Source organism: Streptomyces sp. NPDC058872 (assembly GCF_042743065.1).
In the GTDB taxonomy this organism is placed as follows: Bacteria; Actinomycetota; Actinomycetes; order Streptomycetales; family Streptomycetaceae; genus Streptomyces.
This window is the reverse complement of record NZ_JBHYMK010000061.1, coordinates 1-25,199: the sequence shown is the minus strand read 5'-3', so window position 1 is coordinate 25,199 and position 25,199 is coordinate 1. Positions and strand designations below refer to the sequence as shown.

The window sequence follows — 25,199 nt, the reverse complement described above, 5'->3', positions numbered from 1 at the left end:
ATAGGTAGGCGATATGTGCGTCCTCGTTCCCGCACTCACGAGGTGGAGGAGGGAAGGCGTGCGAAAGGAGCCTCCCATGACCCGTTCATTGCGGAGCGCAATAGCCTTGGCCGGAGCCGCAGTCCTCTCCCTGGGAGTGGTGGCCACGAGCGCAACGGCCCTGGGGGCGGGGAGCCAGAAGCAGGGGGACATCAGGATCGGACTGCTGCTTCCGGAGAGCAAGACCACGCGGTACGAGAAGTTCGACCGGCCCTACATCGAGGCGAAGATCCAGGAACTGGCGCCCGGGGCCCAGATCGACTACTACAACGCCGCGGAGAGCGCCACCACCCAGCAGCAACAGGTCAACACCGCCCTCGCCAAGGGCGACCAGGTCCTCATCCTGGATGCCGTGGACGCCAAGTCCATCCAGTCCTCCGTGCAGAAGGCCCATGACGCGGGCGTCAAGGTCGTCGCGTACGACCGCCTCGCCCAGGGCCCCGTCGACGCCTACGTCTCGTACGACAACCGCAAGGTCGGCGAGCTGCAGGGCGAAGCACTCCTGGAGGCCCTCGGCGACCGGGCCGGGGACGGCGTGATCGTGATGCACAACGGGTCACCGACCGACCCCAACGCCGCCGAGTTCAAGGCCGGCGCCCATTCGGTCCTGGACGGCCAGGTGAAGATCGGCAAGGAGTACGACACGCCGAACTGGGACCCGAACAACGCCAACCAGCAGATGTCCGGTGCCATCAGCTCGCTCGGCAAGGACAACATCGTCGGCGTCTACTCGGCCAACGACGGACTGGCCGCCGGCATCTCGACCGCCCTCAAGGCGGCCGGCATGAACGTGCCGCTGACCGGTCAGGACGCACAGCTCGACGCGATCCAGCGGATCCTCATCGGCACCCAGACGATCACGGTCGAGAAACCGTACAAGCCGGAGGCCGACATCGCCGCGACGATGGCCGTGAACCTGGCCGAGGGCAAGTCGCTCCCGGCCGACCTGACGCCGACCACCGTCACCAGCGGCAGCGAGCACAAGGTCGCGGCCCAACTGCTCACCCCGGTCGTGGTCAACAAGGACAACATCCAGGACACCGTCGTCAAGGACGGGCTCTACACGGTCAGCGAGATCTGCACCCCGACCTATGCGGCGGCCTGCAAGGACGCCGGTCTCGAATGAGCGGGTCCTCGGTGTCCGGCCCCGAATGACAGGTCCTCAGAAGTCGGTCCCGAGGACGCCCCGGTTGTCGCGGCCGGTCCCGAGCAGCCGCGAACGGGCGAGCGGAGGAGGCGGTTCCCTTGCCGGAGTCACCCGTGCTCACACTACGGGGGATCTCCAAACGGTTCGGCGCGGTCCAAGCACTGAAGGACTTCGATCTGGAGGTCCACGCGGGAGAGGTCGTCGCACTCGTCGGCGACAACGGCGCCGGCAAGTCCACCGCGGTCAAGGCGATCGCCGGGGTGAACCCGCCCGACGAGGGCGTGATCGAATGGCAGGGCCGCCCGGTCGGCATCAACCGACCGCACGACGCCCAGAACCTCGGCATCGCCACCGTCTACCAGGACCTCGCCCTGTGCGACAACCTCGACGTGGTCGGCAACCTCTTCCTCGGTCGCGAGCTGCACCGCTTCGGCATCCTCGACGAGGTCCGGATGGAACGACGCTCGCGCGAGCTGCTCAACACCCTGTCCATCCGGATCCCCAGTGTCCGGATCCCCGTCGCCTCCCTCTCCGGCGGTCAGCGCCAGACCGTGGCGATCGCCCGCTCGCTGATCGGCGACCCCCGGATCGTCATCCTGGACGAGCCCACCGCCGCACTGGGCGTGGAACAGACCGCAGAGGTGCTCGACTTGGTCGAACGGCTCCGTGAGCACGGGCTCGGCACGATTCTGATCAGCCACAACATGGTGGACGTGATGGCGGTCGCCGATCGGATCGCCGTCATGCGCCTCGGTCGGAACAACGGCTTCTTCGACAAGCGCTCCACGACCACCGAGGAGATCATCTCCGCCATCACCGGGGCCACCGAGAGCGCGGTCACCCGTCGCCAGGCCCGCAAGCGGGAGGAGGAGCGATGAGACGGGACCCACCGCCCCCCGACGATGCCCGGGAACCGGCTCCCGAAGCGCTGCCCGCGGTCGACAGTCGGTTGCTCGTCCGCGAGGAGGGCATCCGGGGGTACCTCGGGGAATTCCGCCGCAAGCTCCGCAGCGGAGAGCTGGGGTCACTCCCCGTCGTCGTCGCGGTGATCATCATCTGGACCGTGTTCGGCAGCCTCGACAGCACCTTCCTGTCGGCCCAGAACCTCTCCGACCTCAGTCAGCAGATCGTCGGCACCGGCATGATCGCCGTCGGGATCGTCTTCGTGCTGCTGCTCGGCGAGATCGACCTCTCCGTCGGCTCCGTCAGCGGTCTGTGCGCCGCCCTCTTCGCCGTGCTCAACGTCCTGAACGGCATGAACCAGTGGCTGGCGCTGCTCGTCGCCATCGCGGGCGGAGCGGCCGTCGGCCTCATCCAGGGCTTCTTCTTCGCGAAGGTCGGCGTACCGGCGTTCGTCGTCACCCTGGCGGGCAACCTCGCCTGGAACGGCCTCATGCTCCAGGTCCTCGGCACCAGCGGAACCGTCAACATCCCGAGCGAGAGCGTCGTCTCCAAGCTCTACTCGACCATCTTCCACAGCCCGGCCGCGGCCTATGTGACCGCGGCCGTCGGGGTCGGACTGTTCCTCGCCGCCGCGCTCCTCGACGCCCGGCGCCGCCAGGCCGCCGGGGTGCCCTCGCGGCCGATCGCCGAGATCGTGCTCCGTACGGTCGTCATCGCCGCGATCGCCTTCGCAGCGGCCTACACCCTCAACCAGTACCAGGGGCTGCCGCTGGCGCTCCTGGTCTTCCTGATCCTGCTGGTGGTGCTGGACTTCGTGCTCCGTCGCACCTCCTACGGGCGCCAGATCTTCGCCGTCGGCGGCAACATCGAAGGCGCGCGCCGGGCCGGCATCAGCGTGGCCTTCGTCCGGATGAGCGTCTTCTCGATCGCCGGAACGATGGCGGCGGTCGGCGGCATCTTCCTGGCCGGACAGATCCAGTCGGCAAGTCAGACCTCCGGGGGCGGCAACCTCCTGATGAACGTCATCGCCGCGGCCGTCATCGGCGGCACGAGCCTGTTCGGCGGACGCGGCTCGGTCTGGTCCGCCCTCCTCGGCGCCCTGGTGATCGGATCCATCCAATCGGGCATGAACATCATGGGAGTGAGCAATGCCGTGCAGTTCATGATCACGGGATCGGTCCTGCTGGCCGCCGTGGTCATCGACTCGCTGTCCCGCCGGAGCCAGAAGGCCGCCGGTCGCGCCTGAACCATCCGTCCCGCCGAGGAGGTTTCCGTGGAGGAGCGCCCGAGGGCGACGGCCGGGTACGCCCGAGGTCGCAACGAGACCGAGGAGGAACGGGCCGACCGCCGCTGGCAGGAGCTCATCCAGGAGATCCGGGTGGCACAGACCGGCGTGCAGATCCTCCTCGGCTTCCTGCTCACCGTCGTGTTCACCCCGAAGTTCCAGGGCCTCGAACAGACCGACAAGGCGATCTACATCGTCACGATCGTCCTCGGCTCGCTCGCGACCGGTGCGCTCATCGGCCCCGTCGCCTTCCACCGCATCGTGTCGGGGCGCCGGATCAAACCCCAGACGGTCACCTGGGCCTCGCGCCTGACCTTCACCGGACTCGTCCTGCTCCTCGCCACCCTCACGTCGGCGCTCTTCCTCGTCCTCCGGGTCGTCACGCACGCTCCTTATGTGCCGTGGCTCGTCGCCGGTGTCCTCGCCTGGTACCTGATCTGTTGGTTCGTCCTGCCCCTGTGGGTGCGCTTCCGCTACACCAACGAGGACTGACCCGGGCACTACCGGGAAGCCCCCTTCACCGGTGGATCAGCACGGCGCGGCCTCGGCGAAGAGCTCGTTCAGCCGGTGGGCACTCGCTTCGGCACACCCCGCCCGCGGTGTGCCGGGAAACAGGCGGAACCACGGGACCGCCCGGCCGAGCGCGGCGAGCCGAGCGGCGAGCACCGCGACGCGACGCAGTTCCGGAAGGGACGGTCCCCCTCGGTCCAGGGCTCCAGGTAGGCGTCGCGCAGCCGGTGCACGTGTTCGGGGCCGTGGCGGAAGAGGGGGCCTCCGTCGGGAGGAGCGACCAGCCCCGATCCGGGTCGACGGCGAGCGGCGTCACGACGTGCTCGGGGACCCAGTCCGCGAGGGCGCCCCCCGGGGACCGCTTCGAAAGCCGCGTCCGCCGCCCCCTGCCCGACCTACAGGTAGGGACGCGTGAGCAGCTCGATCGCGTGTCCCGAGGGGTCCTTGAAGTAGACCCCTCGCCCACCGTGCCCGGTGTTGGTCTCGCCGGGCCGCTGCATGTGCGGGTCCGCCCAGTGCTCGATGCCCCGGTCGCACAGGCGTCGGTACGCGCGGTCGAAGAGCTCGTCGTCGACCATGAACGCATAGTGCTGCATCTGGATGTCCACCGGGGGTTCGGCGAACTGGATCAGCACGCCGTCGGCGAGCTGGACGTTCACGAAGGGGCCCCAGGACGGCGCTTCGGGAAGTTCGAGCAGCTCCCTGAAGAAGCGCGCCGATGCGTGGCGGTCCTTGGACGCGATGATGGTGTGGTTGAACGTTGCTGCCATGGGGATGACCTCGCTGTTGGGTTCGACGTGTGGAGGAGGTGCGCGGTGCATCCGCACCGGGCGGTCCTCGTGCCGAACTCCCGGGGCACCTCGCGGGGCCCCGTTGAGCGATCAGCCTTCCACCGGATGGCCCGTCCGTGCGTGGCGTGTCGCCGTTCCGGTGTTCATGTCGGGGACGCTACGGGAGCCGCCCTCCCCCCGGCAAGCGGTGCCGTCCGTTCCCGCCACGCCAATGGCCGGAAGTGCCTGCCGGCTTCCGAAGACCGAACCTGCGGGGCGGAGCACGGCTCTCCGCCCCGGTGGCGGGACACCGCCCTCCACCCCGCTCCACAGGGGTGCGTTTCCCCTCCGTCCCGAAGGGCGGAGTGTCCACGGAGGAATCAGATGAAGTGGGTGCGGTCCCCAACGGGTGGGGCGACGGCACGGTGGATGTTCCCCAACGGCCACCGCTACGCACGCTTCGTGCCGCTGCTGCTCGTGCTGACGTTCGTCAGCGGGCTGGTGGACGCGGCGAGCTTCCTCGGGCTCGACCGGGTCTTCGTGTCCAACATGACGGGCAATGTGGTCTTCCTCGGGTTCGCCCTGTCGGGGGTTTCCGAACTGTCGGCCCTCTCTTCGACGGTGGCGGTGGCGGGCTTCCTGGCCGGGGCGGTGGCCGGCGGCGCCTGGCGGCGGGAAGCGGAGCCGGGCGGACTGTTCCCGCTGCTGGTCGCGGCCCAGGCGCTCGGGGTCGCGCTCGCGCTCACCGCCGAGGCAGCGGGGTGGGGACGGTACGCGGTCCTGGTGCCCCTGGCCTGCGGGATGGGGCTGCAGAACGCCGTCGTGCACCGCCTGGGGCTGCCCGATCTGACCACCACCGTGATGACCCGGGCCCTGACCGGGCTCGCCGCGGATCGACCGGGGCCGGCGGCGGTACGGCGCGGGGTGTCCGTGGTGGTGCTCGCCGCCGGGGCACTGACCGGCGGCCTCCTCCACAAGGCCGCCGGGGTGCACGGGGTTCTCATCGTGGTCCTGGCCCTCTTGCTCGCCGTCGCATCGGTCGCCCGCCGACGGCGCTAGCCGTTCCGGCGGGGAAGCCGCGAACGAGCGGGGACCGGGGGGGCCGCACCGCATGCCTCACCGGCGTGCCGGGGCCCCGGGGCGGACGACGGGCGCCGGTGGCGTCCGCGCGAAGTGACGGGCGGTGGGAACCAGCGCCGCGGCGGCCGGTGCGAGGAAGCAGACGACGGCGCAGGCGGCGAGTACGGCCGTGACCCCGAAGGCGTGGACGGCCGGGGCGATCAGGGCCAGTCCGACCGGCGCCAGGCCGTAGGAGACGAGGAAGTCCAGCGAAGAGACACGGGCCAGTTTGTCGGGAGCGACCTCGCGCTGGGTGGCCGTGAACCACGGCACGTTGAAGAGTTCGATTCCGACTCCGGCGAGGACGTACGCGGCGACGACCACCAGCGGATGCACCGGCAGCATCAGGCTCAGCGGCGCGAAGCCGTACGCGGCCAGTCCGGCGAGGGCGACCAGGCCCTGGGAGCGCGGGCGCCAGCGGGCGATGACCGCGGCCCCGGCGAGCGCCCCCAGGGTGTACCCCGTCATGGCCGCGGCAAGGACCCACTCGGTGCCGTAGCGGTCCCGGCTGATGAGGGGCAGTGCGACGCTGGTCGCGGAGTAGCCGAGGGTGATGACCGCGCCGAGGGCGGCGAGTCCGGCGAGGAACCACGGATGGCGGCGCGCCTCGCGCATCCCCTCCAGGAAATCGGCGCGGAAGCCGGTGCACGGCACGGGCTCGTCGAGGCGTTCCGCTGCCGCTCGGGCACCCCTGCCCGGGATGAGGGCCGCCATCACCCAGAGCAGTCCTATGCCGAGGAGCAGCGTCCGGACGTCGAGGAAGGTCGCGAGCAGGGAGGTCAGGGCGGGGCCGGCGAGCGTGGAGCTCCGCACGGCCATGGTGATGGCGGCATTGGCCCGTTGACGGTGCTCAGGGATGACGGTCTCCGCGGTGAGCGCCTGGAACGCCGGGCGGCAGGCCCCCTGTCCGGCGCCCGCGAGGGCGGCCGCGACCGTCATCAGTGCGACCGAGCGACCGAGCCCGGCGATGAGGAGGGGCGCGGCGACGGCGGCCATCAGGGCGGACCAGAGGACGACCGTACGGCGGGAGTGGCGGTCGGCCAGGACTCCGCCGACGGCGACGGCGACGAGGAAACCCGCGGTGCGGGCGGCGAGGACCAGTCCGAGGCCGGCGGCACCGAGGTCGCGGTGGAGGACGGCGAGTCCGAGGACGAAGGGCAGGGCCCAGGTCGCGAGGCCGGAGGCGGTGGTGCCGGCCCAGAGGCGCAGGAACGCGGGTTCGCGCAGGAGCGAACGCGTCTGCGGGGGCGCGGGATTGGCCCCCGTGGGTGCGGGTGTGGTCGTCACGGCGTGATGGCTCCTTGGCAGTGGGGACCGGTTCGGAGGATCCGCCCCGGGGTCGTTATTGAAAATGATTACCATTACAGTACTCTTCGAACGCGGCACTCCTGCCCGGTGCACCACAACGCCCACGCCCCCTCTCGACCGGAGGATCCATGCGCCACCCGGCCCGCCTCGGCCTCGCCCTGACCATCGCCCTCGCCACCGCGGGCTGTTCCACGACAGCCGGTGGCGCGAAGGCGGACACCGGGCCCGCCGCCCGGGCGACCTTCACCAGCTGCGGCCGTCACGTGGCCTTCACCGAGCCGCCGAACAGGACCGTCACCCTGGACCAGGCCTCGACCGAGATCCTGCTCGCACTCGGGCTGCAGGACCGGATGGCGGGAACCGCCAACCTCAAGACGAAGATCCCCCCGCAGTACGAGGCCGCGTACGCCCAGGTCCCGGTCATCGCCCCGAAGATCGCCACCGGCGAGCAACTGCGCTCGGCCACACCCGACTTCGTCGTCGCGAGCTCCACGGACCTGTACACCGAGGAGCGGGCCGGCACCCGCGAGGAACTGGCCGGCCTCGGGGTTCCCACCTTCGTCAGCGCCGTGGACTGTCCACGACAGAACCAGGCCGGCAAGACCGCCTTCGAACTGCTCTTCTCCGACTACGAGAACCTGGGCGAGGCCTTCGGCGTCGAGGAGCGGGCCGAGGAACTCGCCACCGCCCAACGCTCCGCACTGGTGGAAGCCGGTGCACACGCCCCCGGACACCTCCCCGGGGCGGACCGGCCGACCGTGGTCTACCTCTACTCCGTCTTCAACGGCATGCCGTACGTGGCGGGCGGGACCGGACTGCCGAGCGAGATGAGCCGCATCGTCGGCGCGAAGAACGCCTTCGACGACGTCGACGAGGACTGGCCGGAGGTCTCCTGGGAGGAAGTCGCCGAACGCGAACCCGACTTCATCGTGATCGGCGACCTGTCCGAGCGCGGCCGGCCCGGCGACAGCGCCGCCGAGAAGCGCGCCGCGCTGACGACCCACCCCGTGGTCTCCGAACTGGCCGCGGTCCGCGACGACAAGATCCTTGAGGTCCCGGGCATCGAACTCGACCCGTCGGTGCGCTCCGTGCACGCACTCGGGCTGCTGGCCGACGGCATGAAGGACCTCGGCCGTGTCCGCTGACCCCACCGCCCGCGGGGGAACGGCGGGGCTCCTGCTTCCGACGGCCCGCAGCCGGGCAGCGGCGGAAGACGCGGTCACCACCCGGTCGCGGACCGCGCCGCTGGGAGCGACGGCCCGTCCGGGCCGGACCGCAGCGGCCCGGACGGGCTCCCTCCTCCTCGCCGCGGGCGTGCTGACGGCTTCGGTGGCCACGGCCGTGCGCGTCGGCACCGCCGACGTGGGCTGGTTCGACCTCGCCCGTGTCCTCGGGTCCCGTATCGGCCTGGACGTGGCGCCCTTGCCGCCGCTGCTGGACTCCCTCGTCTGGGACCTCCGACTGCCGCGCGTGTTGATGGCCGCCCTCGTCGGGGCCTCCCTCGCCGTGTGCGGCACGATCCTCCAGGCCGTCACCCGCAATCCGCTCGCCGATCCCTACCTGCTCGGCGTCTCCTCGGGGGCGTCCGCAGGAGCCGTCACCGTGGTCGTCCTCGGAGTGGGTGCGAACGCGCTCGGGGTCACGGGCGGCGCCCTGGTCGGTGCGCTGCTCTCCTTCGGACTGCTCCTCCTGCTGCTGCGGCGCACCGGCCTGGCCCCGGTCCGCATCGTCCTCATCGGAGTGGTCGTCGGCCAACTCTTCACCGCACTGACCTCGCTGGTCCTGATGGCTTCGGCGGACGCCGACACCACCCGGGCCGTCACCCACTGGCTGCTCGGGTCCCTGGCGCCGGCCCGCTGGAACACCGTCGCGGTCTGCGCGATCGTCACCCCGCTGGGGCTGACCGCCGCTTGGTCGTGTTCCCGCTCCCTCGATGGATTCGCCTTCGGCACCGACACCGCGGCGTCCCTCGGGATCGACGTGCGACACACACGGATGCTGCTGCTCGTCATCACGGCCGCACTGACCGCCGTGGCCGTCGCCGCCGTCGGCGCCATCGGCTTCGTCGGTCTGATCGTCCCCCACGGGATGCGCTTCCTCGTCGGACCGCTGCACCGGGCCCTGCTGCCGTACGCGGCGCTCGCGGGTGCGGTGTTCCTCGTGTGGACCGATGCGCTGGCGCGGACCGCCTTCGCCCCCCGTGAGCTTCCGGTGGGCGTGCTCACCGCCCTGTCGGGCGCGCCGCTCTTCCTCCTCGTCCTGCGCAGGAAGGGCGAACTGTGAGGATCACCGTCGAAGAGATGGGTTGGTCGGTGGCGGGCCGGCCGGTGGTCCGTGGCGTCAGTGCGGAGATCGAGTCCGGCGAAACGGTCGGGCTGCTCGGGCCCAACGGATCGGGCAAGTCTTCGCTGCTGCGTTGCCTGGCCGGTCTACGGGTCCCCGACACGGGCACGATCCGGTACGACGGCGTGCCCGTGCGCCACTGGAGCGCGCGCCGGACGGCCCGTCGGATCGCCTTCGTCGCGCAGGACTCGGAGGCCGACAGCGATCTGCGCGTGACCGACGTCGTGGACCTGGGACGCACCCCCTTCCGGGGCCGCTGGCGGGGGCCGGACCCCACCGACCGGGCGGTGGTCGCCGCCGCACTGGAACGCCTCGGACTGACCTCGCTTGCCGACCGCCCCTGGCGGACGCTGTCCGGCGGCGAGCGCCAACGCACCCACATCGCCCGCGCCCTGGCCCAGCAACCGTACGGGATCCTGCTGGACGAACCCACCAACCACCTGGACGTGAAGCACCAGTTGGAGCTGATGGAGCTCCTGTCGGGCACCGAGCAGACGGTCCTGGTCTCCCTGCACGACCTGTCACTCGCCGCCCGGTACTGCGATCGCCTGCTGCTCCTGCACCACGGCCGCCTCGTCGCTTCCGGCCCCCCTGCCGCCGTCCTGACCGCCGAGCGACTCGCCGGGGTCTTCGAGGTCGACGCCGAACTCACCACCGACGCACGGGGACACCCCCAGATCGCCTACCGGGGGCCGCTCGGCGCCCCGGTCGCCGCGTCGACGTCCCGCTCCACTCCCTGAACCGAGGAAACCCATGCCCCGGATGCACCCCGATCCTGCCCGCCTCCGTGCCACCGCGACGTCCGTAGACGGCCTCATCGAGGCCGTCCTGGCCGGCGAGCACGGCCCGCGCCCCTCGGAACTGCACGCGACCAGCGTGTTCTGGATCCACCACGGCACCCGCCTCGCCGACGGCGACACCACGTACCTGAACCAGTACGTGCTGGTCCGCCTCGGTGGCTCGTTCGGCGGCTGCGCCTTCGAAGCCGGCGAGATCACCCCGTCGATCTGCCGCGACTCCTCGGGCGCCCCGCTCGACGTCCTGCTGCGCGAGGCCCCGCGCCCCCTGCGGATCGCCGCCCTCGACGCCTACCTCTCCGAAGTCCACCCGCACCGCACGGCCGACGACGCCGAGGCCGTCGTCCTCCCCGCCGGCACGCCGGAAGTCCGTGCGCAGGCCCGCGACGCGGCCGTCGCAGGCCTGCTCGACACCGTACGGGGCGGCGAGGTCGGCATCATCGGCGTCGTCAACCCGCTCGTCGCGGCCGTGCGCGAACGCGGGGGGAAGCCGTTGCCCTGCGACTTCAACCTGAAGTCCACCCAATGGGGCGACCCCGTGACCGACGATATGCACGAGGTGCTCGACCGGGCCGAGGCCGCCGTCGTCACCGGGATGACCCTGGGCAACGGCTCCTTCGACACCATCCTGGAGCGCTGCCGCTCCCGGGGCATCCCGCTGATCGTCTACGCACAGAGCGGCAGCGCCGTCGCCCGCGCCTTCCTCGGCTCCGGCGTGACCGCCCTGTCCGCAGAGCCCTTTCCCTTCTCCCAGTTCAGCGCGGGAGAGACGGTCCTGTACCGCTACCGGACGGCGGGCGGCGCATGACCTCCGCCACCCACCCGGCAGCAACCGGCATCGCCGTGCTCGGCACCGGACGCGCCCCCTGCCACCACGGCGAGATCCTCCAGGGAGTCTTCCTCGACGCCGACGGGCGACGGTGCGCGGGCCTGGTCACCCTCCCCATGGCCGACCCCGGCAGCACCGCCGTGTTCACCCGCCGGCCCGACACGCCCCCCGAGGCGCTCGTGGTCGTGCCCTCCGACCGCACGAAGGCCGCACGGGCCGCGGCCCTCGCCACGGCCGAATGCAGCGGGCGGACCGGGGCACCGCCCTGCGGCGGAGAACTGAGGCTCCGCAGTGACGTGCCCGTGGGCCTGGGCATGGGCAGCTCCACCAGTGAGGTGATCGCCACCGTGCGTGCGGTCGCGGACTCGTACGGGCTGCGGCTGCCCGTCGCCACGATCGCCCGCCTCGCCGTGCGGGCCGAGTCGGCCTGCGACCCCTTGATGCTGGACGGCCGCCCGGTGCTCTTCGCCCAGCGGGAGGGCAGGATCTTGGAGGCCCTCGGTCCGGCCCTCCCCCCGCTGGTCGTCGTGGGCTGCGCCCTCGGCGGAGCCGCCCCCGTGGACACCCTGTCCCTGCCCGTACCCGAAGTGCGGGACGAGGACGTACGCCGCTACGAACGGCTCCGCGCGGCGCTGCGCCGGGCCGTGGCCACCGGGGACGCACACCTGCTCGGCACGGTCGCCACCGCCAGCGCCCGGCGCGGCCAGCAGGTGCTCGGCCACCCCGAGTTCGAGGCACTGACGGACATCGCCCGCCGGACCGGGGCAGTCGGGGTGCAGATCGCGCACAGCGGGGCGGTGGCGGGCGTCCTCTTCGACCCGGCGGCACCGGACCTGCGCCATCGCGTCCACGACTGTCTGGGTGCCCTCGAAGCCCACGACATCCCCGTCACCCGGACCTTCACGACCTCCCCCACCGAGGAGAACCAGCATGGACCAGCACATCGCGGAGTCGCTGGCGAGACCTGCTCTGATACGCCTCGACGACCGGCTCCTGTGCCTGCGGTTTGAGACCATGAAGGTGGTCTCGGCCCTCGCTGCAGTGCGCCACCTGCTCGACACCGGAGCCGTGCGCCGCGGGGACACCCTGCTGGACAGCTCCAGCGGCATCTACGCCCACGCCCTCGCCCTGGCCTGTCACCGCCACGGCATGCGCTGCCACATCGTCGGCTCGACGACGGTGGACGACACGCTGCGCACCCAACTGACGCTCCTCGGGGCGACGCTGGAGCAGATGGAGCCGTGCAGTGACCTCAAGCTCGACCAGAAGCGGCGGGTGCAGCGGATCCATCAGATCCTCGCCGAGCATCCCGAGTACCACTGGATGCGGCAGTACCACGACGGCATCCACTACCTCGGCTACCGTACGGTGGCCGACCTGATCCGTCGGGAGACTGGAGCGGACGGGCTCACCGTCGTCGGCGGGGTCGGGTCGGGGGCCTCCACCGGAGCCCTCGCGCGCTATCTGCGCCGGGCCACCGGGGCCACCCGCGCCCCGCACCGCGGGGCAGACGTCGAACTCGTCGGCGTCCAGCCGTACGGAAGCGTCACCTTCGGCGCCGAACACGTCCACGACCCCGAGATCATCATCGCCGGGATCGGCAGTTCCATCCCCTTCGGCAACGTCGCGCACGAACTGTACGACACCCTGCACTGGATCTCCTTCGACGCCGCGCTCGCCGGCAGCGTCGACCTGCTCCGTCGGCACGCGGTCTTCGCCGGGCTGTCGGCGGGGGCCGGATACCTCGCAGCCCGGCACGAGCGCGACCGCTCCCTGGAGCGGACGGTGCTCTTCATCGCCGCCGACACCGGCCACCGCTACGCCGAGACCGTCCACGCCCAGCACCACAGGGCCACCTGCCTCTCCGACCTGGCCCCACGGGAAGTCCACGACCAGAGCCAACTCGCCCTGCCGTGGTCCCGGATGTGTTGGAACCGCGCCCCGGCGGACCCCCTGGTCACCGGGTGACCGCACCGGCGCACCCGCCGGGGCCGGGGCGCCCGCACCCGCGGGGCCTACGGGCCCGGCGGTGGATCACAGGGCCGCCCCGGCCCCGTCCCGGTCCGCCTTGCGCGTGGACGCCGACTCCTGGGGCATCGAGAATCCTCTCCGTGAGGGGCGCGGCCCCGAACGTCACGCGGCCGCGAGGGGCGGATCCGTGCAGCGTGCAGCCGTCACCGTCCCGTGCCCGGAAGGGGCCCGGGGGCACGTACCCCGAGGGGGTGGGCCTGCCGGTGGCCATCGCCGGGCGTGCCGTCCCGGGCACGGTCCTGAACCCCATGGTCCGACCGTAGGTCGTCGAGGCGGACGGGGGCTGCAAGCGCGCCCGCCTGCCGCTCCGCGGTCCGGACGGGACGCCGGGCCGCGAAGGGGCGTTCGCCCGTCGTGCGGGCCGGCCGTCCCACCCGGGCAAGGAGCAAGGGGCCCTCGTGCCGCTGCGGGCCGGGGCGCTATCGGTACCGCTCCGAATCGCCTAGCCTGAACAAGTGGGGAAAAAGCCCCGTGCCGTGGGGTGCCGGTCGAATCCGCGCGACCCCGCCCGAACCCACCTCCTCGCTCCCCGTGATCGCGGCGCACCCGGCCGCAGAAGGCACCTGTCGTGTTCCGGACCTATCTGCTGCCCGTCGAGGCGGCGCTCACGTTGTTCCCCCTGGTCGCCGCTGCGGTCATGGTTCCCGCGGCGATCCACGGCTACCGCACCAGGGGCCGTGCCGGGGGCTGGCCCGTACTGGTCTTCTACAGCTTCGTCTTCTACCTCCTGGCCGCGCTCCTGCAGACCGTCATGCCGCTGCCGGCCGACACCGACGCCCACTGCACCACCGTCCGCTACGCCGAGAGCCCCCAACTGCAGCCGTTCGCGTTCCAGAGCCGCATCGCCTCCGCCGCCAACGGCGACTGGTCCACGGGCACCCTGCTCGGACTGCCCTCGGCCTGGACGACGGCCCTCAACGCCGTCCTCCTGCTTCCCCTGGGCGTCTACCTCCGGTACCACTTCCGCCTGCGCCTGTTCTCCGCGACGGCCGTGGCCTTCGCCACCTCGCTGTTCTTCGAAACCACCCAGTACACCGGTCTGTGGTTCGTTTACGCCTGCCCCTACCGGCAGTTCAACGTCGACGACCTGACCCTGAACACCACCGGCGCCCTCCTCGGCTGGCTCCTCGCCGGCCCCCTCGCACGCCTGCTGCCCGCCAACGACCCCGACCGCGAGCGCACCCGCTACGGTCATCGCGTCACCCTCACCCGTCGGGCGCTCGCCTTCCTCATCGACCTCGCCGGCTGGCTCGTCGCCTGGACCCTGACCACCGGCCTCCTCGCCGGCGTCACCGACTGGTCCACCGGTCGCCGCTACGCCCTTGCGGCCGGCGCCGCCCTGGGGCTGCTGTGGTTCTGGCTCCTGCCCGCCCTCTTCGCCACCACCCCCGGCAAACGGGCCGTACTCCTGCGCCTGGCGCGGCCCGACGGCAGCAGGTCGGGGTTCCTGCGGACCACGGCACGCGCCTGGATCCACTGCCTGCCCCTCGCCTTGGCCTGGCTGGCCGTCGCCCATCACACCGCCACCCTCGTCGTTCCCGGGCCCGCAGGACCGCTCCTGCCCCATGCGGCCCTGCTCGCCGCCATCGTCACCTGGGGTTCCCCGCCCTTGGCCGTCCTCCTGGGCCCCGACCACCGGGCTTCGTACGAACGCTGGTCGGACGTGGTCAACCTCGCGACTCCGAGTCCGGTTTCCCCCGGGCACGCCCGCCTTCCCGCGGAACGCCCGGAGGACCTGGGCCCAGCGGCCTGATCACCCGTCCGGCGGCACCGGGGGCGGGCTCCCCGGTCCGGCCCGCACCAGGGGCGCAAGGGGTTCACGGCGTCGACGACGATCCCCGTTCGGCCTCCTGGCGGATCGCGGCCAGGGAGGCGGCGACCGTCGCCTCCCACCGAGGGGCGACGAGGCCGCCCCACCACTGCCCGACCCACCACAGATCGGTGCCGAGCCGCCCCTCGTACACCGGTCGCGTACCGTCGCCCCGTTCGACGAGCGTGAACGTCTCGGTCACGGCGGGCACCGGCCCGCGCACCAGGCGGAAGTCGACCCGCTCCGGGCGCGTGAACCTGACCGTCTCCACCGTGGTCGCGGTCAGCCGACCGCCGGCGACGGGGGTGCGGTGTGCGGCGAGCACCAGGTCCGAGCCGCGTTCCAACACCACGACCTTCTCCCGCATCGCCCTCGTCGCCCGCCCCAGGTAGGGGCGGGCGATTCGGCCCGTAGCGTGGACACCACGGGCCGGCAGGGTCACCGCGGTCCGGCAGGGAGGAGGGGCATGGCTTCCGTCTTCGATGCGTCCGACAGCCGCGCCGCTACGAACGCGCTGCTGGCCGGACTGCACGAAGACGGCTTCTCCCCCGCCGCGGTTGTGCTCTTCCTCGTGCGGGCCGCCCGTCGGTCACTGCTCCAGGCCGCCCGGCGCCCGCGCGCCCTGGCCGAGCTCACCGTGCTGCACGGAGCGCTGTGCGCACGGGGCGCGGGCAGACGGCCGGGCCCCCGGTGGGTGGCCACCAGCTGGGCACTGAGCGCCTCCCACCTGGGGCTGCTGGAACACCGGCGGCGACTGGCAGCCGCGGATGTGCTGACACTGCTGCGGGCCAACCTCCCCGCCCTGCCCGGTGGCGATCGCCGCCTCGCGGGGGTGGTGGCGATCGTCCTCGATCTCGCGGACGGACGGCTCGCCCGCCGGCACGGCACCACCTCTCCCTTCGGGGACTACGCCGACGCCTTTGCCGACGCCGCGTTCTGGACGTGGCACGCCTGGCGACACGAAACCGGTCGCACGCCACGGGCCGCAGCCGTGGCCGCCTGGGGCCTGCCGGTCGTCGCCGTCACCGCGACCGCCCTGCACCGGGACCGGATGCCCGAACGGCCCCGTCCCGCCCTGCTGCGTCCCGCCGCCGCCCTGCAGATCGTGTTCGCCGCCCGCAGCCTCCTGCGCGGCGCTCCCGACTCCCGGTGACGGCACCCGCCGCCCTCGCCCTTGGGTCCATTGCTCCCGGCCGCTCCCGAAGCGGCCTCCCCGGAAGCGTCCGGCACGGACCCGTCGTACGGCGGTCCGAGGGCGTTCACCACGTCTGGTGACGACTTGTCGCCAAACATCCATCTCATTCACTTGAATGGTGCAAGGTGGGACGGATCACCCGCGGATCGACCACGGTCCGCACGAAAGGAGTGGTGCCGTGTTGTCCGACTTCTTCGACCGACTCCGACTCCGACGGCGCAGCAATGGACCCGACACGCACGGACCGGTGTCGACGTCCGCGAACCTCGTCCTCGATGCGGACTTCGCCTCTACCGAGCAGTGGGTGGCCGGCCACTCGTGGGCCTATCCCGGCGGCGGGCCGAGGAACCCCGGCGACAACAAGCTCGACCATCTGGTGGAGGACCCCGCGTACAGCAGGTCGGGCACCTTCCGGGCCACCCGCAGGAGCGACGGCTACTGGAACGCCGGACTGCTGACCACGGAGGGCAGCGCGCAGGGGTTCTTGGTGCGCACCGGCGACGTGTTGGAAGCCCGGGTGCGCCTGCCCGTGGAGACGGGTGCCTGGCCGGCGATCTGGACCTGGCTCGACGGCGGCCAGGAGATCGACGTCTTCGAGTACCACCCCGACAATCCGGACCTCCTGGAGCTGTCGAACCGGGTGCGCAACCGGTACCACTACTTCCGGGATCCGGCCGTCCGCCCCGGGGCGTGGATCGACCTCCGGGTCGAGTTCGGCGCGCGGTCCGTGGTGTGGTGGGTCAACGGCGTCCGCGCCTTCGACGACCGCCGCGGGGTGGGGCGTTCCTGGCGGGCCCACCTGATCGTGAACCTCTCGGTGTGTGCGGGCCGTTACCACCCGGCCCCCGATCAGGAGGTCTCGGAGATGTCGTACGAGGTGACGGAGCTGCGCGTGTACCGTCGCTGAGGCACGGGGCCGGTGCGCCGGACACGAGCACCGATGCGCCTTCGGGACCCGACGGGGGCACCGGAGGGTGACGCGCACCACCGGCGAGGAGGGAGGCGCATCTCAGGGCAAGGGGAGTTGCGTAGGCTCGAACGGAGCGTTCCACGCACCCGCACCGCGCCGTCCCTACGACGAGGAGGACCCCGTGAGCACCGCCGGAGAAGGACGGCAGCAGCTGGATGAGGCCAGTGTCCTGAACGCGAAGAGGACACTGCTCCAACTGCTCGCACGAGCGGGGGTGTGGTCCGGCGATGCCGAGGAGCTCATCGGGTTCGTCGAGGCGGGGGCGCTGGCCCTCGCGTACCGGGAGATCGACGGCCGCGACCGCGAGACCCCCACGGAGAAGGGTGCCCCCTACGCCTCCGGCTGGCTCGACGGGGCCCGCACCGTCGCCGACGAGCTGGGCGCCATCTCGGAGCGGGCGCTGCGGCATGCCGTCGCCTCGGCCCCCTCGCTCTCGACTCCGGACGAACGTCCTCCCGTCGGACGGACGGAGCTGGAGCGCACCAAGGTCGCGGTCACCCCCCTCTACCTCTCCTTCACCGAGGCTTCCGATCTGGACCCCGAGGTCACCGAGCAGGTGCTGCGGGCCGTCCTCGGGACCATGACCTCGCGTCAGCGGGCCGGCTACGCGGGACGGTTGACGGAGTTCACCACGGGCCATCGGGATCGCCTGGAGCGGCTGTACGCCGAATACGGACCGGGCAGCGCGATCGCGATCCACGGCCGGTACTCCCTCGTCCACTCCCCCACCAGCGTGGCCGCCCTGGAACGGCTCACCACGGCTCCGGCGGAGCTGCACGAGGAGTGGGACGCCGCCGAGCTGCCGCCGGCCTGGCTGGACGGCCTGACGGCGGCATGGGAAGCGATGGGCTGACCCCCCTTCACCCGGGAGCCGGGGGCAGGCCCTGGCACCCCGAGCAGAAGAAAGATAGGTTAGGCTCACCTAACAAGACGCCCCCGTGATGGCCGTCGCCTCGGCACCTCCTGTCCGAGGAGGCCGCACGCGGGCTGTCAGCACACCTCTGCCCGGAGACAAGGATCCGCCATGCCTGCTGTGTTCACCCCCCTTCGCCGCCGCGTGTTCGCGGCGGGCGCCGCTGCGGTCTCGCTCGGCCTCATGGTGACCGGGTGCGGATCCGACGACAAAACGGACGACACCAAGGACTCCGCGACCGGGGCTTCGACGGGCGCGTTCCCCGTCACCATCAAGAGCGCGCTCGGCGAGGCCGTCATCAAGGAGAAGCCGAAGCGCGTCGTCACCCTCGGCCAGGGCTCCGCCGAGACCGCGATCGCCCTCGGCAACGTCCCCGTCGGCATCGAGAGCTACCCCTGGGGCAGCGACAAGACCGGCTACCTCCCCTGGATCCACGACGCCGTGACCAAGGCCGGCGCCACGCTGCCCCGGCAGTTCGACGGCGGCGAGGAGCTCGACATCGAGGCCATCACCGAGCTGGAGCCCGACGTCATCCTGGCGCCCTGGTCGGGCATCACCCAGAAGCAGTACGACATCCTCAAGGACATCGCGCCGACCGTCGCCTACCCCGACCAGGCGTGGAGCACCGACTGGGACCAGCAGATCGAGATCGTCGCCAAGGCGCTCGGCCAGCCGGAGAAGGCCAAGGACCTCACCGCCGACATCGACAAGAAGCTCGCCGACGCGGCTGCGAGCCGCCCGAACTACAAGAACGTCACGTTCTCGTACATCTACAACACCGGCCCCGGCACCCTCGGCGTCTTCAAGCCCGAGGAGCAGCGCGTCGCCATGGTCTCCAAGCTCGGCCTCACGGTCGATCCCGTGGTGAACACCTTCAAGGAGACCGAGGGCACCGACTCCGCCCTGATCGGCTTGGAGAACGCCAACAAGCTCGCCAAGAGCGACATCGCCTTCACCTTCTACATGGACGACAAGTCCCGCAAGGAGATCGAGGCGCAGCCGCTGTACGCGGCGATCCCCGCGGTGAAGAAGGGGGCGCTCGTCTACAGCAACGACCAGCCCTTCGTCACCGCCTCTTCGATGATCAACCCGCTGACGGTGCCGTACAGCATCGACCGCTACCTCCCGATGATCGACAAGGCCGTCGCCAAGGCCGGGAAGTAGCAGCAGGTCCCCGGCGTGACCACTCCCTCCCGGACCGGGCAGGTCCCCGCCTTCGTGCGGCGGGGCCCTGCCCGGCACTTCACAGCGACCGTCCTGTGCCTGGTCCTGCTCGCGCTGGCGGTCCTCGCCAGTGCGATGTTCGGCAGCAAGCCGACGTCCGCAGCGGACGTCCTACGGGTCGTCACCGGCGAAGAGGACGGATATCTCCGCACCGTCGTGGAGAGCCGTTACCCCCGCACCGCACTCGGCCTGCTGGCGGGGCTCTGCCTCGGGGTCGCCGGCACCCTCATGCAGGGCATCACCCGCAACCCCCTTGCCGAGCCGGGACTCCTCGGCATCAACGCGGGCGCCTCCGCCAGCATCGTCGCCGCAACCGCGTTCCTCGGTGCCGCCGGACAGCGCGAAACGATCTGGTGGGCGCTCGTCGGCGCCCTGGTGACCGGTGTCGCCGTCCACCTCATCGGCACGGCGGGAGGCGGTGGCAGCCCGGTCCGGTTGGTGCTCGCCGGTGCGGTGCTCTCCGCCGTCCTGGCCGCGTTCATCCAGGCCGTCGCCCTGTCGCGGCCGCGGGTCTTCGACACCTACCGGTACTGGGTCGTGGGCTCGCTCGGCGGACGCGGTTTCGACGCCCTCTGGGCGGTCCTCCCGTTCGCCGCGGCCGGCTTCCTCCTCGCCGTGCTCCTGGCCCCCGGTCTCAACGCCATGGCGATGGGCGACGACAAGGCTGCTTCCCTCGGCATCAATCCGGTGCGCGTCAAGGGTGCCGGACTGCTTGCCGCCACCCTCCTCAGCGCCGCGGCGACGGCGGCGGTCGGCCCCATCGCCTTCGTCGGACTCGCCGTCCCGCACGTCGTCCGGGCGCTCGTGGGCGCCGACTTCCGCTTGCAGATCGTCTTCACCTCGCTCGTGGGTCCGGCCCTGCTGTTGTTCGCCGACGTCATCGGCCGGGTCCTGCTCCGGCCGCAGGAGCTCATGGTCGGCGTCGTCACCGCCTTCGTCGGCGCACCCGCGCTGCTCTTCGCCGTCCGCCGCATGAGAGGAGCGACATGACGACCGCCGAGCGGATCGACACCCCCTCCGTGACACCGTCACGGTCCCTCCGACCCGCCGGCCGGGCCCTCCTGCGGATCGGTCCCCGGATCGCCGTTCCGGTCCGCCGCCGCACCGTGTTCGCCGCCGCGGTGACGCTGCTGCTCCTCCTCGGAGCGGCCGTGGCGACCCTGTCGATGGGTCGGCTCGGCATCGACCCGGCCGACCTTCCGTCCGCCGTCATGGGCGAGGCCACGGGCAAGAACGCCTTCGTGCTGAACCGGCTGCGCGGGCCGCGGCTCGTGGTCGCCATCGCCGCCGGTGCCGCCTTCGGCCTGTCCGGCGCCCTCTTCCAGTCGGTCACCCGCAACCCGCTGGGCAGCCCGGACGTGATCGGCCTCGGCTCCGGATCCGGGGCGGGAGCAGCCGCGGCGGCACTGTTCTTCCCCGACCTCGTGCCGGTTCCCCTCGGAGCGCTCCTCGGTGCGGTGCTCGCCATGATCGTCGTCTACGCCTCCACCGGAACCGGGTTCCGCAACCCCGGCCGCCTGGTCGTGGCCGGCATCGGCGTGGCCGCGATGTCGACGGCACTGACCCAGTACGTCGTCTACGCCGTCGAGCGGGACAAGGCCAGCGCGCTCACCGCCTACATCAACGGAAGCCTCGCGGCCCGTTCCTGGGACGACGCGACCACCGTCTGGTTGATCCTGCTCGTCTGCCTGCCGCCCGCGGCGCTCCTGGCGCGCCCCCTGCGCATCGGAGAGATGGGCGACGACCTCGCCACCGGTCTGGGCATCCGTCCGGGCCGGACGGCGACCGCGGCGATCACCTTGTCGATCGTCCTGTCCGCCGGCGCGGTCGCCGTCGCCGGACCGATCGCCTTCGTCTCCCTGACGGCACCGCAGATCGCCAAGCGGGTCACCCGGAGCGGCGGACCGCACCTGGTCATGTCGACGCTGCTCGGCGCCCTGCTCCTGGTCCTGGCCGATCTGACCGCCCAGCAGTCACCGGTCTTCGACAACCTTCCGGTCGGCCTGTACACGATGGCGGTGGGGGGCGCGTACCTCGGCTACCTGCTGTTGCGGGAGTGGAGGCGCCCGGCCTGACGCGTCCACACCGATCGACCGGGGGCGGGAAGCGCGTGCGGCTTCCCGCCCCCGGCACCGTCCGGTAGGAGGGTTCGACGGTCCGCGGGTGCAGCGGCAGGAATCCGGTCCACCACCAGTTGCCCCGCAGCTCCTTGTCGCTGCGACGGATCCACGCATGAGGCATGTCCATGATTTTCTTGACAAGGGGAACAAAGGAGTACCCCGTGCCGTCGACGGCAGACGCCGCCGGGCAGAATCGCCGCCAAGCGAACTGCCCCGCGATTGATCCGGGATGAGGCCGGTGATGGTGCCGCGCCCGACCGTCGTCCTGGCAAGATGGCGGCATGGAACGTGTACTTGGAATCGGTGGCTACTTCATGCGGGCCGCCGACCCGAAGACCCTGAACGCGTGGTACCTCGACTGCCTGGGCATCGACGCCGACGAGCACGGCCTGTGGCGTCAGCCAGCCGGGCCGACGGTGTTCGCCACGTTCGAGTCCGAGACCGACTCCTTCGGGTCCCGCTCTCAGCAGACCATGCTCAACTTCCGGGTCCGTGACCTGGATGCGATGCTCGCGCAACTGCGCGCCAAGGGAGCGGACGTGTCGGAGGACGTCCAGGACATGGAGGGTGTCGGCCGGTTCGGCTGGGTCACCGATCCCGAGGGCAACCGGGTCGAGCTGTGGCAGCCCGTCTGACCGTGTCTCCACCGCCCGAAGACGGGTCGGCCCGGACGACGGGCGTTCGTCTCCGGCAAGCGCGAGCAGAACGGCATCGAGACCACCACGATCAGCGACCGCCGGGGCCGCACCTTGTGGTCCGGAGTCACCCGGCCGGCCCTGATGCACGACCGGACCGCCATGCGCACCGAGGGCATCGCCGAGCAGTCCCGTCAGTACCCCGGCGTGAAGGCCGAGGTCGACGACGGATGCCGAGGGCCTGCGAGCGAGTTCCCCGATCAGATCACCGCACCGACGAAGAAGCCCGAGCACCTCGATCAGGACGGTGCCCCACTGATTGAGAAGTACGGCTGATGCGAGAGGAAGCGCCACCGGCCCTCGCCCGCACCGCCCGCACCACGGTCAGCTGATGCCTCCGCCAAGCCTTCGGGCCGACACGCTCCAAGATCAATTGCGGGGCGCCCCGTGAGCATTGCTCGCTACCGCCGACCTGGCGGCCTGCTCGATCTTCGCGCAGTGGGCCGCACGGGTTTCCTCGTCGATCTGCTCCTCGAATTCGGGGCGCACCCCGGTCCGTCCGTCGAGGCCCTCGCGCAGGACGTCGGCGTGGCCGGCGTGACGATTGGTCTCGCCGAGGACGTGGACCACGATGGCGAACAGGTTCGTGCGGGAATGAGGTTCCGGCCACCACGGCACGTGGCCGGGGGCGTCGAGCGGAAGCGCGTCGATCGTCGCGTCCGCATGTTCCCATGTGCGCTGGTAGAAACCGGTGACCTGATCGCGGGTCTCGCCCTCGGTCGCCCACAGATCGCTGCCGTCGTGGTCCTGCCACCGGGGCAGCGGTTCCGGGGAGGGGCGGTCGAAGACCTCGCCGAAGTACCTGGCCTCGACGGCGGCCAGGTGTTTGACCAAGCCGAGAAGGTTGGTTCCGGTTGCTGTCCGAGGTCGGCGGACGTCGTACTCTGACAAGCCGTCGAGCTTCCAGAGCAACGCCTTGCGGTCCCGCCGCAGTCTCTCGTGCAGGTTGGCCTTCGCGAATGCATCGATCACGGGGCGTGAGCCTGCCACGTGCTGCCCCTGTCCTCAAGATCCCGCACGCGGTCCGCAACGACCGGCAGGTCGAGGCCGGTCCGTGGCCCCCGCCCCGGCCCGCGGCAAGCAGCCGTCGCCATCACCGCGTGAGACACGGGCCTAACCCCGTTGCGCAAGCGGCTCGCCGGCGCGCAGGTTCCAACGACCGGCGCGCCCGCTGAAGTGAACCGCGGCCAGGGGGCGGACGTCGAGGCGCCAGGCCGTCGCGTCCGGTACCGCGAGGGCGTGGACGGTCGCGGCACGGATCACGTCCGGTTCGACGACCGCCACCACACGCCCGGAGCCGTCCCGGAGGTCATCGAGCCAGGAGCCGACACGGACGCGCAGGTCCCGCAGGGACTCCCCGCCGTGCGGGGCCGCCGTCGGGTCGGACAGCCAGGCGGAGACCCCGGCGGCCTCGTCCTCGGCAACCTCCGCGAGGCCACGGCCGCGCCACCGGCCCATCGCGCAGCCGGCGAGTTCGCCCAACGGGACCGCTTGCAGGCCCAGGGCCTCCGCCGTACGGCGACAACGACGGGACGGAGAGGCGTATGCGCGCGGAGCAGGACCGACTGTCGACGCGAGGGCCTCCGCCCGGGCGATGCCGGTCGGATCGAGTGGGCCGTCGTCATCGAACCGGACCTCGCGCAGCGCCTCGCCCGTCGCGGGCGAGATCAGGGTCAACCGGACTGTCATCAGGATCCTTTGCGGCAAGGGGTACGGCTGACCCGTCAGCGGAGCGGTCGGCGGTCGACGGAGCGGTCGGCGGGACTCTACCCCGGAGGTGGCAGAGCGTGATCCGGGCCTCACGCCCTTGGCTGGAACCGCAGCACGCGGTACGGTCAGGCGACATCTGAACAGCGTGACGACGGCGAGACGGAAGTCCGGTGAGAATCCGGCACGGTCGCGCCACTGTAAGCCGCAGCGCCCCGGAAGACGGCGTCACGGTGAGTCAGACCCGTGGACCGTCGTCCTGCACCACCGTCTGGGACGCGAGTTCCCACAGGAGGTTCCATCATGGCCGAGGCCGTCGTCTCCCCCGCCGTTTCCGCCCCATCCCTCACCGCACCGGCCCCGCTGCCCGTGCGCGCCGTCCTTCCCTGGGCCTTCTTCGTGGGCCTCCTCGCGCTGGTCGCGCTGTACTTCGTGGGCGCCGAGCAGGGCGCCACCTCCGTGTTCGCGGGCACCGACGTGCACGAATGGGTGCACGACGGTCGCCACCTGCTCGGCTTCCCCTGCCACTGAGGGGCGACCAGCACATGCACGCCTCGACTGTCAGATCCCTCCTGGTCCGCGGCATGCTCGCGGGCCTGATCGCCGGACTGTTCGCCTTCGCGGTGGCCTACGTGGTGGGCGAGCCCTCCGTGAACGGCGCGATCGCCGTGGAGGAGGCCCAGGGCGGCCACGAAGCGCACGCCGGCCACGAGGGCACGGCCACCTCCGAAGCCTCAGAGGAAGAGGAGGGCTTCAGCCGCACCACCCAGTCCACCCTCGGCCTGGCCACCGGAGTCCTGGTCTACGGAGTGGCCCTCGGCGGCATCGCCTCACTGGCGTTCTCCTTCGCCCTCGGCCGCATAGGCCGGTTCAGCCCGCGGGCGACGGCGGCGCTCACCGCCGCCGCCGCGTTCACCACCGTGTACCTGGTGCCGTTCCTCAAGTACCCGGCGACCCCGCCGGCCGTCGGCAATCCCGACACGATCGGGAAGCGCACCACCCTGTTCTTCCTGATGATCCTGCTCAGCGTCCTCCTCGGGGTCGCCGCCGTGATCGCCGGACGGCGCCTCGCACCGCGCCTGGGCAACTGGAACGCGACCCTGGCGGCCGGTGCCGGCTTCGTCGCCGTCACGGCGATCGCCTTCGTCGTCCTGCCGAACAACGACGATGCCGTCCAGGCCGGCTTCCCGGCTGCGCTGCTCTGGGAGTTCCGGGTTTCCACGCTGGCCATCCAAGCGGTGCTGTGGGCCGTGTTCGGGGTCGTCTTCGGCGTCCTCGCACAAAAGGCCCTGGCGGCCCGTGAGGAAACCGCCGGCGGCGGAGTCCGGCTCGGGGCCCCCGCCGCCGGTTGATCCCGGACTGCCCCACGACGGTGCCCCGCACGCCCTCGGTGGGTTCTATTGATCCCCGCAACACCCTGGAGTTCAGGGAGTTGCGGGGATCGTGGATTTCGAGGCGTTGAAGGCGAGGTTCTTCGAGGCGCT

The 25,199-nt window shown here is 71.5% G+C and carries 27 protein-coding genes and 1 riboswitch; of the genes, 22 read left to right on the top strand and 5 right to left on the bottom strand.

Annotated elements, in window-relative coordinates; all coding sequences use genetic code 11:
• Window positions 1–76 precede the first annotated feature (76 nt).
• The 4 genes from ACFW22_RS29555 (at window position 77) to ACFW22_RS29540 (ending at window position 3,866) form a co-directional block, all read left to right on the top strand.
• The gene (locus ACFW22_RS29555; protein WP_386410288.1) at window positions 77–1,165 is read left to right on the top strand and encodes a sugar ABC transporter substrate-binding protein; all 1,089 of its coding nucleotides are present in this window, start codon (window positions 77–79) and stop codon (window positions 1,163–1,165) included.
• 119 nt (window positions 1,166–1,284) lie between these two features.
• On the top strand, window positions 1,285–2,064 hold the full coding sequence (locus ACFW22_RS29550) for an ATP-binding cassette domain-containing protein (protein WP_386410285.1): 780 nt from the start codon (window positions 1,285–1,287) through the stop codon (window positions 2,062–2,064).
• Window positions 2,061–3,335 carry a sugar ABC transporter permease gene (locus ACFW22_RS29545; RefSeq protein ID WP_386410282.1) on the top strand — a complete coding sequence of 425 codons (1,275 nt, stop codon included), beginning with the start codon at window positions 2,061–2,063 and terminating at the stop codon, window positions 3,333–3,335. The genes ACFW22_RS29550 and ACFW22_RS29545 overlap by 4 nt, the downstream gene beginning before the upstream one ends.
• Before the next feature lie 27 nt (window positions 3,336–3,362).
• Window positions 3,363–3,866, top strand: coding sequence for a DUF6328 family protein (locus ACFW22_RS29540; RefSeq protein WP_386410279.1), 504 nt, complete (start codon window positions 3,363–3,365; stop codon window positions 3,864–3,866).
• A 413-nt stretch (window positions 3,867–4,279) separates the two neighbouring features.
• Here ACFW22_RS29540 and ACFW22_RS29535 read toward each other — a convergent pair whose 3' ends face one another.
• Entirely contained in the window at window positions 4,280–4,654 is a 375-nt protein-coding gene (locus tag ACFW22_RS29535) for a VOC family protein (protein WP_386410276.1), read from the bottom strand.
• A gap of 429 nt (window positions 4,655–5,083) precedes the next feature.
• Between ACFW22_RS29535 and ACFW22_RS29530 the strand changes: the two genes are divergently transcribed.
• Window positions 5,084–5,713: a YoaK family protein gene (locus tag ACFW22_RS29530; protein ID WP_386410273.1), complete on the top strand. Its 630-nt coding sequence runs from the start codon at window positions 5,084–5,086 to the stop codon at window positions 5,711–5,713.
• 57 nt (window positions 5,714–5,770) lie between these two features.
• Here ACFW22_RS29530 and ACFW22_RS29525 read toward each other — a convergent pair whose 3' ends face one another.
• The gene (locus tag ACFW22_RS29525; RefSeq protein ID WP_386410270.1) at window positions 5,771–7,060 is read right to left on the bottom strand and encodes an MFS transporter; all 1,290 of its coding nucleotides are present in this window, start codon (window positions 7,058–7,060) and stop codon (window positions 5,771–5,773) included.
• A 149-nt stretch (window positions 7,061–7,209) separates the two neighbouring features.
• Here ACFW22_RS29525 and ACFW22_RS29520 point away from each other — a divergent pair, with 149 nt between their 5' ends.
• From ACFW22_RS29520 to ACFW22_RS29490, 7 genes are all read left to right on the top strand, one after another.
• Entirely contained in the window at window positions 7,210–8,226 is a 1,017-nt protein-coding gene (locus ACFW22_RS29520; RefSeq protein ID WP_386410267.1) for an ABC transporter substrate-binding protein, read from the top strand.
• Window positions 8,216–9,364, top strand: coding sequence for a FecCD family ABC transporter permease (locus ACFW22_RS29515; protein ID WP_386410264.1), 1,149 nt, complete (start codon window positions 8,216–8,218; stop codon window positions 9,362–9,364). Before ACFW22_RS29520 ends, ACFW22_RS29515 begins: the two co-directional genes overlap by 11 nt.
• A complete protein-coding gene (locus tag ACFW22_RS29510) occupies window positions 9,361–10,164 on the top strand; it encodes an ABC transporter ATP-binding protein (protein WP_386410261.1) in 804 nt (267 codons plus the stop codon). Before ACFW22_RS29515 ends, ACFW22_RS29510 begins: the two co-directional genes overlap by 4 nt.
• Window positions 10,165–10,177: 13 nt before the next feature.
• Window positions 10,178–11,029: a Rossmann-like domain-containing protein gene (locus ACFW22_RS29505; protein ID WP_386410258.1), complete on the top strand. Its 852-nt coding sequence runs from the start codon at window positions 10,178–10,180 to the stop codon at window positions 11,027–11,029.
• Window positions 11,026–12,060: a GHMP kinase gene (locus ACFW22_RS29500; protein ID WP_386410255.1), complete on the top strand. Its 1,035-nt coding sequence runs from the start codon at window positions 11,026–11,028 to the stop codon at window positions 12,058–12,060. Before ACFW22_RS29505 ends, ACFW22_RS29500 begins: the two co-directional genes overlap by 4 nt.
• Entirely contained in the window at window positions 11,981–13,018 is a 1,038-nt protein-coding gene (locus tag ACFW22_RS29495; RefSeq protein ID WP_386410252.1) for a pyridoxal-phosphate dependent enzyme, read from the top strand. The genes ACFW22_RS29500 and ACFW22_RS29495 overlap by 80 nt, the downstream gene beginning before the upstream one ends.
• Before the next feature lie 631 nt (window positions 13,019–13,649).
• A complete protein-coding gene (locus ACFW22_RS29490) occupies window positions 13,650–14,834 on the top strand; it encodes a VanZ family protein (RefSeq protein WP_386410249.1) in 1,185 nt (394 codons plus the stop codon).
• A gap of 64 nt (window positions 14,835–14,898) precedes the next feature.
• Here the strand turns inward: ACFW22_RS29490 and ACFW22_RS29485 are convergent, their stop codons facing one another.
• Window positions 14,899–15,243 carry a hypothetical protein gene (locus tag ACFW22_RS29485; protein WP_386410246.1) on the bottom strand — a complete coding sequence of 115 codons (345 nt, stop codon included), beginning with the start codon at window positions 15,241–15,243 and terminating at the stop codon, window positions 14,899–14,901.
• A 114-nt stretch (window positions 15,244–15,357) separates the two neighbouring features.
• On the opposite strand from ACFW22_RS29485, the gene ACFW22_RS29480 reads away from it, so the two are divergent.
• From ACFW22_RS29480 to ACFW22_RS29445, 8 genes are all read left to right on the top strand, one after another.
• The gene (locus ACFW22_RS29480; protein ID WP_386410243.1) at window positions 15,358–16,044 is read left to right on the top strand and encodes a CDP-alcohol phosphatidyltransferase family protein; all 687 of its coding nucleotides are present in this window, start codon (window positions 15,358–15,360) and stop codon (window positions 16,042–16,044) included.
• A 289-nt stretch (window positions 16,045–16,333) separates the two neighbouring features.
• On the top strand, window positions 16,334–16,993 hold the full coding sequence (locus tag ACFW22_RS29475; protein ID WP_386410332.1) for a beta-glucanase: 660 nt from the start codon (window positions 16,334–16,336) through the stop codon (window positions 16,991–16,993).
• Between the two features lie 184 nt (window positions 16,994–17,177).
• Complete coding sequence (locus tag ACFW22_RS29470; protein WP_386410239.1) at window positions 17,178–17,909, top strand: hypothetical protein; 732 nt, start codon at window positions 17,178–17,180, stop codon at window positions 17,907–17,909.
• Between the two features lie 171 nt (window positions 17,910–18,080).
• Window positions 18,081–19,133 carry an iron-siderophore ABC transporter substrate-binding protein gene (locus ACFW22_RS29465; RefSeq protein ID WP_386410236.1) on the top strand — a complete coding sequence of 351 codons (1,053 nt, stop codon included), beginning with the start codon at window positions 18,081–18,083 and terminating at the stop codon, window positions 19,131–19,133.
• Window positions 19,134–19,148: 15 nt separating this feature from the next.
• On the top strand, window positions 19,149–20,183 hold the full coding sequence (locus tag ACFW22_RS29460; RefSeq protein WP_386410233.1) for a FecCD family ABC transporter permease: 1,035 nt from the start codon (window positions 19,149–19,151) through the stop codon (window positions 20,181–20,183).
• Entirely contained in the window at window positions 20,180–21,268 is a 1,089-nt protein-coding gene (locus tag ACFW22_RS29455; protein ID WP_386410230.1) for a FecCD family ABC transporter permease, read from the top strand. The genes ACFW22_RS29460 and ACFW22_RS29455 overlap by 4 nt, the downstream gene beginning before the upstream one ends.
• A gap of 326 nt (window positions 21,269–21,594) precedes the next feature.
• Complete coding sequence (locus ACFW22_RS29450) at window positions 21,595–21,948, top strand: VOC family protein (protein ID WP_386410227.1); 354 nt, start codon at window positions 21,595–21,597, stop codon at window positions 21,946–21,948.
• 144 nt (window positions 21,949–22,092) lie between these two features.
• On the top strand, window positions 22,093–22,284 hold the full coding sequence (locus ACFW22_RS29445) for a hypothetical protein (protein ID WP_386410224.1): 192 nt from the start codon (window positions 22,093–22,095) through the stop codon (window positions 22,282–22,284).
• Window positions 22,285–22,377: 93 nt separating this feature from the next.
• Here the strand turns inward: ACFW22_RS29445 and ACFW22_RS29440 are convergent, their stop codons facing one another.
• Both ACFW22_RS29440 and ACFW22_RS29435 read right to left on the bottom strand, forming a co-directional pair.
• Window positions 22,378–22,980, bottom strand: a complete 603-nt coding sequence (locus ACFW22_RS29440) for a DinB family protein (RefSeq protein WP_386410221.1) — start codon at window positions 22,978–22,980, stop codon at window positions 22,378–22,380.
• Between the two features lie 141 nt (window positions 22,981–23,121).
• Window positions 23,122–23,697: a histidine phosphatase family protein gene (locus ACFW22_RS29435; RefSeq protein ID WP_386410218.1), complete on the bottom strand. Its 576-nt coding sequence runs from the start codon at window positions 23,695–23,697 to the stop codon at window positions 23,122–23,124.
• Window positions 23,698–23,879: 182 nt separating this feature from the next.
• A riboswitch (cobalamin riboswitch) is annotated at window positions 23,880–23,959 on the top strand.
• Window positions 23,960–24,018: 59 nt separating this feature from the next.
• On the opposite strand from ACFW22_RS29435, the gene ACFW22_RS29430 reads away from it, so the two are divergent.
• Window positions 24,019–24,246 carry a CbtB-domain containing protein gene (locus tag ACFW22_RS29430; protein WP_386410215.1) on the top strand — a complete coding sequence of 76 codons (228 nt, stop codon included), beginning with the start codon at window positions 24,019–24,021 and terminating at the stop codon, window positions 24,244–24,246.
• 14 nt (window positions 24,247–24,260) lie between these two features.
• A complete protein-coding gene (locus tag ACFW22_RS29425) occupies window positions 24,261–25,067 on the top strand; it encodes a CbtA family protein (protein WP_386410212.1) in 807 nt (268 codons plus the stop codon).
• Window positions 25,068–25,199: the final 132 nt, after the last annotated feature.